Below are 12,360 nucleotides of genomic sequence, written 5' to 3' on the forward strand. Positions count from 1 at the left end.
GGTGCTGGCTAACTTGCATCATGTTTGTTCTCATTAAGGGCAAAGGGAGAATCCGGACGCTTCACTGAGTCCGGATTTTCTTTGTGTTTGGCTTTAAGGCGCTCCCACTTCAAAGCGCGACGAAGGCGTGAATTTTCCGGTTGCAAGCGATGCAAGGGAAGGCTAACAGTATCGTCATGAACATTTCGCGCATTGAAACAAAAATCTGGTGGTGGGCTCGCTAAAAGCGGCCACGCAGGCGTTTGTGCATTTGCGTTTAGAAACAGGCCGCTGGGATTATCCGGGCGGCCTTTTTGTTTGGCTGTTTGAATAAGACCATCACATGCCTCCCAAAAGTGGAAACCGGTTTTGGGGGAAAGACATGCGAGCATAAAAAGCCGAAGCACGATGCGCTTTGGTTGAGGGGCCTGAGCTTTGGAAGTGCTCGATAACGAATAACACTTGGGAATTGCCAGTCATGAATGCGAAAATTGCGGATAGCGAGATATTCACGCACGAAACAGCGGGCGGCATTGTTGTCGAACGTGTGCGCCATCTGACTGCTTATAAGGGAGCCATCGAGACCTATATCGATGCTCTTAATGAGCGGCGCGGCGCGGTGTTTTCTTCCAACTACGAATATCCGGGCCGCTACACGCGATGGGACACGGCAATCGTTGATCCGCCAGTGGTGATCACGTCTCGAGAACGTAAAATACGCATTGAAGCGTTGAACAAGCGCGGCGTGATCCTGCTGCGCCCGATCCTCAAGACGGTTGAGGTGCTTGTCGAAGTGAAGGTCGATAAGGCCGATGAAGATCGTATCGAGCTGACGATTGCTGAACCCACCGGCACCTTCACCGAAGAAGAACGTTCGCGTATGCCTTCGGTCTTCACCGTGCTACGCGCAATTGTTGGCCTTTTCTTCTCCGAAGAAGATGCAAATCTCGGCCTTTACGGTGCGTTCGGCTATGATCTCGCATTCCAGTTTGACGCGATCCAGTACAAGTTGAAGCGCCCGGATGATCAGCGTGATCTGGTGCTATTCATTCCTGATGAAATCTTTGTGGCGGATCACTACTCCGCACGCGCATGGGTGGACCGCTATGAGTTTAGCTGTGGCGGTTCGTCCACGCATGATCTTGCACGCGCGACGCCTGTACAGGCTTTCAAACCTGCCGAGCGTGACCTGCCACGCGGCGATCATAATCCGGGCGAATATGCCAAGCTGGTTGAACGCGCCAAGGATAGCTTCAGGCGCGGTGATCTGTTTGAAGTCGTGCCGGGGCAGACTTTCTATGAACGCTGTCACACGGCTCCTTCGGAAATTTTTCGTCGTCTGAAGTCGATCAATCCATCGCCTTATTCGTTCTTCATCAATCTGGGTGAGAACGAATATCTGGTTGGTGCTTCGCCGGAAATGTTTGTGCGTGTGAATGGTCGTCGTATCGAGACCTGCCCGATTTCCGGCACCATAAAACGCGGTGAAGATGCGATCTCAGATTCTGAGCAGATTCTGAAGCTTCTCAATTCGAAGAAAGACGAGTCCGAGCTGACCATGTGTTCCGACGTGGATCGCAACGACAAGAGCCGCGTGTGCGAACCGGGTTCGGTACGTGTGATCGGTCGTCGTCAGATCGAAATGTATTCACGTCTCATCCACACGGTTGATCATATTGAAGGTCGTCTGCGCGACGGTATGGATGCTTTTGACGGCTTCTTGAGCCATGCATGGGCTGTGACGGTTACTGGCGCACCAAAGCTCTGGGCTATGCGTTTTCTGGAAGACAACGAACGCAGCCCGCGTGCATGGTATGGCGGTGCTATCGGCATGATGCATTTCAATGGTGACATGAATACTGGCCTGACGCTGCGTACAATTCGCATCAAGGAAGGCGTGGCTGAAATCCGCGCCGGTGCGACGCTGCTGTTTGATTCCAATCCTGAAGAAGAAGAAGCCGAAACCGAACTGAAAGCATCGGCTATGATTGCCGCTGTGCGTGAAGCGCAGAAGAGCAATCAAGTTGCTGAAGAGCGCGTGGCGGCAAAGGTGGGCGAGGGGATTTCAATCCTGTTGGTCGATCACGAAGATTCTTTCGTGCATACACTCGCCAATTATTTCCGCCAGACAGGTGCAACGGTTGCGACCGTGCGTTCGCCGGTGGCAGACGAGGTGTTTGATCGCATCAATCCTGATCTCGTTGTGCTGTCGCCCGGACCAGGAACACCGCAGGACTTTGATTGCAAGGCGACTATCGATAAAGCGCGTAAGCGTGAGCTGCCGATCTTCGGTGTTTGTCTGGGGCTTCAGGCACTCGCAGAAGCCTATGGCGGAACGCTACGTCAGCTACGCATTCCGATGCATGGTAAGCCGTCGCGTATTCGGGTTTCAAAGCCAGAGCGCATCTTCTCAGGTTTGCCGAAGGAAATAACGGTCGGTCGTTATCACTCGATCTTTGCTGATCCTGAACGTCTCTCCGATGATTTTCTGGTGACAGCAGAAACCGAAGATGGTGTCATTATGGCTTTTGAACATAAAAAAGAGCCTGTGGCGGCGGTGCAGTTCCACCCCGAATCCATCATGACGTTGGGTCATAATGCGGGGATGCGAATGATCGAAAATGTGGTGGTGCATTTTGCAGCGAAGCACAAAGCACGCCGCACCAACTATTAAACGCGATTTTATCTGACAATCAAAGAACCGGGCGTAGTGAAAACTGCGGCCGGTTTTTTCGTTTATGGGGTTCAAAAATAACGCCTTTTCGGAGCTGCTCTAGAGCGCGTTTCGATCTGATTTTATCAGATCGGCGCTCTAACTCTTTTTACCTTAAGCATAATCTTATCGACACTCGTTTCACTCCGGTCGGATTATGCTTTAGCGAACCATTTGCAACTGTAATGCATTGCATTCGCAAGAGAAAATTAAGTTGCTGAAGTAAAAAAGAGGGGTTCGATTATCGGAATTTCTGGGCTATAGAACGCCTATCGAAATGCGGCTAACTGGCTTGGCCAGAGTGAATGCGCAGTGAGCTTATATTTAAGCTCAAACCCGCTTGTCGGGATAAGAATTTAAAGAATTAGGGTTTGTGATGGACGCGAGTGTAAAAGTTCGGCGCCTTGCCGCTTGGTCTATTCCTGTTGCGCTGGGCGTTATGGGTTTGAAATATGTGGCTTATGCGCTCACGGGATCTGTCGCGCTTTATTCGGATGCGCTCGAATCCATCGTCAATGTGATTGCGGCTTTCGGCGCATGGTGGGCTATCAGTGTTAGCTACAAGCCAGCCGATGAGAACCACCCGTTTGGTCATCACAAGGCGGAGTATATTTCGGCGGTTGTCGAAGGCGTGTTGATCACGATTGCAGCGCTTTTGATTGCAAAAGAAGCATGGTCAGCCTTGCAAGCGCCGCATGAGATTGAAGAGCCGTGGCTGGGTCTTGCAATCAATACCGCTGCGGCAGCCATAAACTGCTTCTGGGCGCTGTTGCTCATTCGCACGGGTCGCAGCGCGCGTTCGCCAGCGCTGGAGGCCGATGGTCAGCACATTATGACCGATGTGTTTACGTCCGTGGGTGTTCTGTTCGGCCTTGTTGGCGCGGTTATCACCGGCTGGGCCATTCTCGATCCGCTGCTCGCTATTTTGGTAGCCATCAACATTCTCTGGCAGGGCTGGGGCGTCATAAATAAGTCGGTTCAGGGCCTGATGGATATTGGTGTTGAGCCCTCCGAGGAAATGCGGATTCGCGATGTGATTTCAGCCAATGCCGGTGGTGCGATTGAGGTGCATGATCTCAAAACCCGCATTGCAGGTCGTGTTACCTTCGTCGAGTTTCATCTGGTTGTTGCTGCTGAAATGAGCGTGGGCGACGCGCATATCATATGCGACCGAATCGAAGATGCGCTGAAAACGCAGATCGAAAGTGCGCGTGTCGTGATCCATGTGGAGCCGGAAGATGAAGCAAAGCTGCCGATTGGCACGAGTTCTGTGCCTTTTGCGTAAAAAAATCCGTCTTGCGCGTTTGAAACCCCGCGTGTAAAAGCATCGACATGGTTATGAAGAACGCAACATCTTTGGAACATTCCGCCGTCGCTTTCAGCGCGCGCGTGAACGTTTGCGTTCTAAACTCGCTTCTTACCCTCGGCCTTAGCGGCGATCGCCGGGCTCGTTGAAAGGAGCGTCCGGCGGTCGATGACAGTCCCGCTGACGCATGCTCCTTTCTCAAAATCCGAATTAGAATTTTAAGACGAGATATCCGTGTCGTGTGCGCAGTTTAGAACTGCCCAGTACGCCGGGAGGATGAGAAGACCATGAACCACAACGTGAACGCCCAAAATTCTGACGCTCAGCGTAAAGCTCCAATCAAGAGCATGTCTGACGCGGCTGTAAAATATACGCCATTCCCGTTTCCAAAACTCGATGACCGCACATGGCCAGCAAAGCGCATCGAAAAAGCGCCGATCTGGTGTTCGGTTGATCTGCGTGACGGCAATCAGGCACTGATCGATCCAATGGGCCACGACCGCAAGGAACGTATGTTCCGCTTGTTGGTCGACATGGGTTTCCCGGAAATCGAAATCGGTTTCCCATCGGCTTCGCAGACCGATTTTGACTTCTGCCGCTGGGCAATCGAGCAGGGCGATACGCCGGATGAAGTTGATTTGCAGGTGCTGGTGCAGTGCCGTCCTGAATTGATCACCCGTACGTTTGAAGCGCTGGAAGGTGCGAAGACGCCGATCATTCACTTCTACAATTCGACCAGTGAATTGCAGCGCCGAGTGGTGTTTAACAAAGACGTCAAGGGCATCAAGCAGATTGCGACCGATGCCGCCAAGATGATCATGGACATGGCTTCCAAGGCTGGTGGCGGTTACCGCTTCCAGTATTCGCCGGAAAGCTTCACCGGTACAGAGCTGGATGTGGCGTTGGAAATCTGCAATGCGGTGACGGAGATTGTTAAGCCGACTGCGGAAAACAAGCTTATCCTGAACTTGCCATCGACTGTCGAAATGAACACACCAAATGTTTATGCCGACCAGATTGAATGGATGTGCCGTAATCTCGATAATCGCGAAAACCTGATCATTTCGCTGCATCCGCATAATGATCGTGGTACCGGCATTGCTGCAACCGAATTGGGACTGATGGCTGGTGCTGACCGCGTTGAAGGCACGTTGTTTGGCAATGGCGAGCGCACTGGCAATGTGGACGTGGTGACGCTGGCGCTCAACATGTACACGCAGGGCATCGACCCCGAGTTGGATTGCCGTGACATCAATCGCATGAAGGATGTCTATGAATATTCAAACCAGTTGAAGATTGCCGAGCGTCATCCTTATGTGGGTGAGCTGGTCTATACGGCTTTCTCCGGTTCGCATCAGGATGCGATTAACAAGGGCATGAAGGTTCGCAAGACCGCCAATTCTCCTGTTTGGGAAGTGCCTTATCTGCCAATCGATCCGCAGGATGTTGGCCGTTCCTATGAAGCGATCATCCGCATCAATTCGCAGTCGGGTAAGGGCGGTATCGCCTATATACTGCAGGCTGATTACGGCTTGAACCTGCCGCGCAATCTGCAGGTCGAGTTCCGCGAAATCATCCAGAACATCACGGATGACGAAGGCAAGGAACTGCCGTCAAAGCGCATTCATGAAGAGTTTCAGAAGCTCTATGTGGAACAGGCGGAAGGCCGCATCAAGTTTGTCGATCATCATACCTATCCTGATCCTGATCAGAAGGGTCGTCGTATTCTGACCGCTGAAATTACTGATAATGGCGTGACCAAGAATATTGAAGGCAAGGGTACCGGCCCTATTGATGGTTTCATCGATGCGCTGTCGAAATATCTCGGCGTGAAGATGTCGGTTATCGATTATTCCGAGCATTCGCTGAAGCAGGGTTCGGATGCAGCCGCTATTTCCTATGTTGAAGTCGCCTATCCAGACGGCAAATTGTTCGGTGCTGGTATCAACGACAATATCGTGAGCGCTTCGCTCGAAGCAATTGTTTCGGCGGCCAACCGGGTGGTTGGTAAGTGATCAAAGAAAAGGCGGCAGAAATGCCGCCTTTTGTATTTACAGTGTTAGAGCGGCCTTTGTGGGCCAATTTAGGCCCACGGCGCTCTAATATAATTTCTGCTCTGAAATTTTGATGATGCGTTCGCTCGCATCTTCAATGCCGTGCTGTTCCCACTGGCATGACCAACCGCCTTCCGGCTTCCGGTCGATGTTGAAGATGTTATAACGTGCAGGTGGTTTATGCCCACCAAAGTTCTGGCTGGCCGACGGCACACAGATGACCGGCACTTTGCCGTTTAGCCCTTCAATGTCGTATCGCGTTGCAAGATGCGTGTGGCCATGGATGACCAGTTCGGCACCATGCTTCTGAATAACCTTTTGAAACCTGCGTATGCCATAGAGCCGCTTATGTGCAGGTGTCGCCCCATGGATCGGCGGATGATGGATCATCACAACGCGGAATAGTCCGCGTGAACCCGCTTCATCAAGTGCAAGCGCAAGACGTTTGGCCTGTGCCGAGCGGAAATCGCCGCTCGCCATGAAAGGCGCTGTCGCGCGCGCAGATGAGACACCGATCATCGCTACGGGTCCGCGTTCACGCATATAAGGGAACAGAGGTCGCTGGCCGTGGTTATCCACGCCATCGCCGCGCATCCATGGCTCCCATTTGCGGCAGGATTTATCCAGCGCACCGGGTACATAGGCATCATGGTTGCCGGGGACGACCGAAACATTGTTTGGGTCTCCGAGTTTCAGCAGCCAGTCATGCGCAACGTCGATTTCGAGATTGAGTGCCAGATTGACCAGATCGCCTGTTACGGCAATATGATCGGGGTTCTGGGTCAGCATATCGGCAATGAGATTGTCCAGAACTGTCCCATGCATCGCGCCTTTGCGATTGCGCATCCAGTTGATGTAGCCGGTGATACGCTTTGATGCCAGCTCGCGATAGCGAATGCGGGGCAGCGGCGACAGGTGGATGTCTGAAATATGGGTGAGGCGAAACATAGTTTCGGTGTACTGTATTATTTTTTAAATCGAAACCGTGTTTAGCGACTTTTTGTTGATGTCTTTGTAGCAATGATGCGTGCAGGACATTTGCTCAGGATTGACGGTATGCGCTTCCGCCATTTTATATTTCATACTTATTTTCTATTGCGGCGCCCGATGACGCTTGGTGTCAGGGCAATTGTGATTGATGAAAAGAACAATTCCGTTTTTCTGGTGAAGCATACCTATGTTCCGGGCTGGCAATTACCAGGCGGCGGCGTCGATAGCGGTGAAACATTCGGACAGGCGCTGGAGAAAGAGCTGCGTGAGGAGGGCAATATCCGCCTGACGGGACGGCCTGAGCTTTTTGCGCTTTATAAGAATGCGCATGCGTCAAAACGGGATCATGTGGCACTTTATGTCTGTCGGGCTTTCGAGCAGACCGGACCAAAGCAGCGTGACAGGGAAATAGCCGAAGCTGGCTTCTTCCCGCTTGATAAATTGCCGGAAGGAACAACGCCTTCCACCAAACGTCGCTTGCAAGAGGCGCTGCATGATCTGGAGCCGCTTGCAAACTGGTAAAGAAAAGGGCGCTTTCGCGCCCTTATCGATGCTTAGAAGCGGTAGGTGATACCTGTACCGATCAGCCAAGGGTTGAGTTTGGCCTTGCCGCTAACCTGTGTAACGCCATCAGCCAGTGTTGCGTCGAATTTTGGTTCGAGGAACAGCTTCTTCACGTCGAAGTTGATACCCCAATGTTCATCAAGCATGTAGTCGAAGCCGACCTGAAGCGCGCCGCCAAAGGTGTTCTTCACTTTCAGATAATCAACGCCTGCTGCATCCTGATTGTAGAAAATCGTGTAGTTCACGCCTGCACCGACATAAGGCTTGAAAGCACCGAAGTTGGTGAAGTGATACTGCATGGTCAGCGTTGGCGGCAGCATCCAGACTTTACCGACTTTGCCGAGACCTTCGATTGAGCCTGTGCCGTTGATATTGGCATAGGTGGTGCCGAGGATGAGTTCAGCCGCTAGGTTATCGGTGAAGTAGTAGGTGATGTCGAGTTCTGGCGTGATCGACTCCGAGTAATCGAGACCGGAACCATCAACGCCGTTTACGTAGCCCTTGTTTTCAGCGACGACGCCGAGTGCGCGCACGCGGATCTGCCATGGCGACAGCGCCTGCGGAACGGCAACGATTTCGGTCGCGGGCTGGGCGACAATCGCGTCAGCAGCGAAGGCTGCAGGTGCGGCGAATGTCAGTGCTGTTGCTGCGAGAAGCCCTTTGGCAAAGCGGTTCATCAGTCTCTCCTAAATTCTTAGTCTCAAAGTCTTGATCCCGGTAGTCTGGGGTAGTGATGCGCGCACTCTGGACCGCACAGCAAAGCGCCCCATTGATCAGGATCAAAGAGGCGCTCAAGATTTTAGAAAACAAAGATGTTCTGAAAGGACTGTTGCAGAAAAGGCTCAGTCGTCAAACCGGTCCCGGTCATGCGGTGCGGCAAAGTCGATCTCAGGCCCGAGCGGAACGACACCCGTCGGGTTGATCGTCTTATGGCTGCGGTAATAATGGCCCTTGATGTGCTCCATATTCACCGTCTCTGCCACACCGGGAACCTGATAAAGTTCACGCGTGTAGTTCCAAAGGTTTGGATAATCGGCGATCCGGCGTAAATTACATTTGAAATGCCCGACATAGACGGGATCAAAGCGCACGAGTGTGGTAAACAAACGCCAATCGGCCTCGGTGAGGTTTGAACCTGTCAGATAGCGGTTCTTTGAGAGCGTATCTTCCAGCTTGTCTAACGCGTTAAATACCTGCCCGAAGGCTTCTTCATAGGCGTCTTGTTCGGTGGCAAAGCCAGCGCGATAGACGCCATTGTTGATGTTTGGATAGATGAAATCGTTGAGCGCATCGATTTCGCTGCGTAGATCTTCCGGATAGAAATCAAGCGATGCATCGCCGAATTGGTCAAAAGCACTGTTCAACATGCGAATGATTTCAGACGATTCATTTGAAACGATGGTTTCGCGCTGCTTGTCCCACAAAACCGGAACGGTCACGCGGCCAGAATAATGCGGATCAGCTTTCGTGTAGATCTCGTGCAGACGTTCCGCGCCATAAAGCGCGTCACCCGTGCTGCCAGTGGTGCCATAGAAGGTCCAGCCTTCTTCAACCATCAGCGCATCGACCACTGAAACAGAAATGACGTCTTCGAGCTTTTTCAAAGCGCGGAAAATCAGGGTTCTGTGCGCCCAAGGGCAGGCATAGGAGACGTAAAGATGATAGCGGCCAGCTTCGGCTTTAAAGCCGCTTTCGCCGCTCGGGCCTGCGCTTCCATCTGCTGTGACCCAGTTTCTGAACTGTGATTTTGAGCGCTCGAAACGGCCTTTGGTGGCTTTCGTGTCATACCAGACATCCTGCCATTTGCCGTCAACCAGAAGTCCCATGTGATTTCTCCTTTTGATAAGGAAAATAGCGCCAAAACTGCCGTTTGACAGCCTATCAAGGCGTGAACAGTGCGTAACGGTGCCAAAAAGATAAGTTTGCACCGCCGTTTTGAAAGATTTTGTTTTACCTGTGATCAATTTGGTGTTAGGCAACTGTCAAATTGCGGTATCGTCAAATCACGCCGCACTGGAGAGAGCAATGACCGGAATGCGCTTCATCCGACGATGAAAGTTAGAACTGCGCTCAAACTGCGCAGATTGCATTCCATTGGGCTTTTATGGCCACCAGCTCTCTCTTCAGGCAAATCCACCATGCAGCAACTTGAACTGACCTACGCACAGGAAAACCCGGCGCACGATATCGAGATCGAAGCGATCAATGCCGAGGCTTTTGGTCCTGCCCGTTTTACCAAAGCGGCACATTTCATTCGTGAAGGTGGCCCACATGATCTCGATCTGTCATTTGTGGCGCTGATGGGCGGTATCGTGGTTGGTTCAGTTCGTCAGACGCCGGTTATGGTTGGCAAGACACCAGCTTTGTTGCTCGGACCTTTGGCTGTGCGGCCTGAGTGGAAGAAGCGGGGCATCGGCGGCAAGCTGATGCGCATGTCGATTGAGGCGGCCGAAAAAGCCGGTCATAAGCTGATCGTTCTGGTGGGTGACGAGCCTTATTATGCACCTTTCGGCTTTAAAATGGTGCAGCCGGGTTCGATGATTATGCCAGCGCCGGTCGATCCGAGGCGGATGCTTGCCTGCGAGATTGCGCCAAATGCGCTCAATGGTGTGAGCGGTGTTGTTCAGCACGCAAACAGAGTTTGAGAGTTAAAAAGAGGGGAAAGCGAGGGGTCGGTTTACCGTCCCTCGCGATACCACATTCCGCCAAAGATAAAGAGCAGGGCGGCGAGCGCAAACAATCCTGAAAACAATGGCAGACGATTGACGCTTTTAAGCTGCGTGTCTGATGTTTCGCGCAATCCAATCCAGTCGCTACCGCTTGCCGTGCGGCCAGCCGCAACAGCAGTGATGGCTGGGACCTGAACTGAACTTTCCGCACTCTCATGCACGCGATGGACCGAGCCGCCGGTGACATCTGCCAGTGGTTGCAGGCGTTCAGTGGTTGATATGCTGTCTGAAAATTCAGGCGCATCCACTGGTCCCACATGGGCAAGTGTTTCCAGATCACCATTCTTCACACGGAAAATACCGATCTCATCGGTTTGCAATGTGCCGTCGAACAGGCCGGGTTTGCCCTGTGTAAGGTTGACCTGCAATTCCTTGCCCGATGGTGTGGTGACAGTTGCCTGACCGGGATTGTCGCCCATGGTCTGACGATGAATTGCGAGCGTGCGGCCATTGCCGCCAGCGGTCAGCGCTTCTTCTTCCAGTTCCGGCTCCTGCATCAGCCAGTGTGCGATGCGGCGATAAAGCGAGGCATAGGGACCACCGCCTTCAAATCCACGTGCCCAGAGCCAGCCCTGATCGGATAGGAACATACCAACGCGGCCTTTGCCGACTCGGTCGAGCACCAGAAGCGGCTTGCCGTCCGCGCCGTTCATGACGGTTTCGCCACGCGGTTGGTCAATGTCGATGGTACGGAACCAGCGGCTCCAATGCGGTGGCTCCTGATCGCTGCCATCAAGACCGCGTGTTACCGGGTGACGCTTTCCGAGGTCGGTCAGGCGCGGATAAAAAGCCTTTTCCGTTATCGTTCCGGTCGGCATTGCAGGAAGGGCGCTATAAAGCGGGGTGCGGGCGATTGACATATCGCTTGCATATTCCGGACCTGCTGCCACCAGCAGCGCGCCGCCATTTTCAACATATTGCGCAATGTAATCATAATAGAGCAGCGGCAGCACATCGCGGTGTTGGTAGCGATCAAGAATGATGAGATCGAACTCATTGACCTTATCGACGAAAAGCTCGCGCGTTGGGAAAGCAATCAGCGACAATTCGTTGATTGGTGTACCATCCTGTTTTTCGGGTGGGCGCAAAATAGTGAAGTGCACAAGATCCACGGCGGCATCGGATTTCAGCAGATTGCGCCATGTGCGCTCGCCATTATGCGGCTCGCCTGAAACCAGCAGCACGCGGAGGTTTTCACGAATGCCATCGATTGTTGCAACGGCGCGGTTGTTAGCACCGGTCACTTCGCCGGGAAGTGTTGGCGTGGTGATCTCAACAATATTGACGCCAGCGCGCGGCAGTTCAATCGTGACCGGCGTTTCCTGCCCAACTTTTGCCTGTTCTTCGCTGACCTTTTCGCCATTAACGCGGATTTCGACGGGGGCGGACTGTCCTAAGCTTTTGCCTTCATCAATGACAGTGAAGGACATTTCCAACGGTTTGTCACTGATGCCGTAGCGCGGCGCCTTATTGAACTTGATGCGGCGGTCGAACTCATTCGGCTTGCCGGTGATAAGCGCATGAACAGGTGCGTCAAAGCCGAGAGCGTTTGCGCTGGTCGGAATGTCATGCACCTGACCATCGGTGATCATAATGGCGCCTGCAACGCGCGACGGCGGAACATCCAGCAATGTGCGTGCAAGCGGACCGAAGAGCCGCGTTGCATAGCCATTGTCGTTTTCGCCGGGTTCTGCTGCTTCCACCACACGCGTTTCAAACTGTGGCATCGTAGCAAGCTGATCCCGCACGGATTTAAGGGATGCATCTGTATCAGCGCGGCGTTCGCCGAGTTGCTGACTCTGGCTGCGATCAACCACTAGCGCCACGACGCTTTTCAGCGGTTCGCGTTCTTCGCTGACGATGACCGGATTAAGCAATGCCAGCGCAAGGGCAATGGCTGCAAGGCCACGAATAATTCCGCCGCGCATACGCAGCGCGATTGTCGCCAGAACGAGTAGCGCCAGCGGTGCCAGTATGCCGATCAGCCATGGCAATGAGAGGAAGGGTTCAAGTTCTACATTCATA

At 52.9% G+C, this 12,360-nt stretch carries 9 protein-coding genes; 5 read left to right on the top strand and 4 right to left on the bottom strand.

Going from position 1 to position 12,360, the window contains the following annotated elements:
* The first annotated feature begins 457 nt into the window (after window positions 1-457).
* The 3 genes from WH356_RS13095 (at window position 458) to leuA (ending at window position 6,013) form a co-directional block, all read left to right on the top strand.
* On the top strand, window positions 458-2,653 hold the full coding sequence (locus tag WH356_RS13095) for an anthranilate synthase component I (protein ID WP_339511470.1): 2,196 nt from the start codon (window positions 458-460) through the stop codon (window positions 2,651-2,653).
* Window positions 2,654-3,068: 415 nt separating this feature from the next.
* Window positions 3,069-3,977 carry a cation diffusion facilitator family transporter gene (locus WH356_RS13100; RefSeq protein WP_339511472.1) on the top strand — a complete coding sequence of 303 codons (909 nt, stop codon included), beginning with the start codon at window positions 3,069-3,071 and terminating at the stop codon, window positions 3,975-3,977.
* Between the two features lie 308 nt (window positions 3,978-4,285).
* On the top strand, window positions 4,286-6,013 hold the full coding sequence (leuA, locus tag WH356_RS13105) for a 2-isopropylmalate synthase (RefSeq protein ID WP_421565839.1): 1,728 nt from the start codon (window positions 4,286-4,288) through the stop codon (window positions 6,011-6,013).
* Window positions 6,014-6,097: 84 nt separating this feature from the next.
* On the opposite strand, the gene WH356_RS13110 is transcribed toward leuA, so the two are convergent.
* Window positions 6,098-7,000, bottom strand: coding sequence for a metallophosphoesterase family protein (locus WH356_RS13110; protein WP_339511474.1), 903 nt, complete (start codon window positions 6,998-7,000; stop codon window positions 6,098-6,100).
* Between the two features lie 108 nt (window positions 7,001-7,108).
* On the opposite strand from WH356_RS13110, the gene WH356_RS13115 reads away from it, so the two are divergent.
* Window positions 7,109-7,564: an NUDIX domain-containing protein gene (locus WH356_RS13115; protein WP_339511476.1), complete on the top strand. Its 456-nt coding sequence runs from the start codon at window positions 7,109-7,111 to the stop codon at window positions 7,562-7,564.
* 32 nt (window positions 7,565-7,596) lie between these two features.
* On the opposite strand, the gene WH356_RS13120 is transcribed toward WH356_RS13115, so the two are convergent.
* Together WH356_RS13120 and WH356_RS13125 are read right to left on the bottom strand one after the other, a co-directional pair.
* On the bottom strand, window positions 7,597-8,283 hold the full coding sequence (locus WH356_RS13120; protein WP_339511478.1) for an OmpW/AlkL family protein: 687 nt from the start codon (window positions 8,281-8,283) through the stop codon (window positions 7,597-7,599).
* Between the two features lie 165 nt (window positions 8,284-8,448).
* Complete coding sequence (locus tag WH356_RS13125; RefSeq protein WP_339511480.1) at window positions 8,449-9,432, bottom strand: glutathione S-transferase family protein; 984 nt, start codon at window positions 9,430-9,432, stop codon at window positions 8,449-8,451.
* Between the two features lie 312 nt (window positions 9,433-9,744).
* Here WH356_RS13125 and WH356_RS13130 point away from each other — a divergent pair, with 312 nt between their 5' ends.
* Entirely contained in the window at window positions 9,745-10,251 is a 507-nt protein-coding gene (locus tag WH356_RS13130; protein WP_339511482.1) for a GNAT family N-acetyltransferase, read from the top strand.
* A gap of 32 nt (window positions 10,252-10,283) precedes the next feature.
* Here WH356_RS13130 and WH356_RS13135 read toward each other — a convergent pair whose 3' ends face one another.
* Entirely contained in the window at window positions 10,284-12,359 is a 2,076-nt protein-coding gene (locus tag WH356_RS13135; RefSeq protein ID WP_339511484.1) for a hypothetical protein, read from the bottom strand.
* Window position 12,360: the final 1 nt, after the last annotated feature.

Source organism: Ochrobactrum sp. MYb379, from assembly GCF_037479515.1.
GTDB lineage: Bacteria > Pseudomonadota > Alphaproteobacteria > Rhizobiales > Rhizobiaceae > Brucella.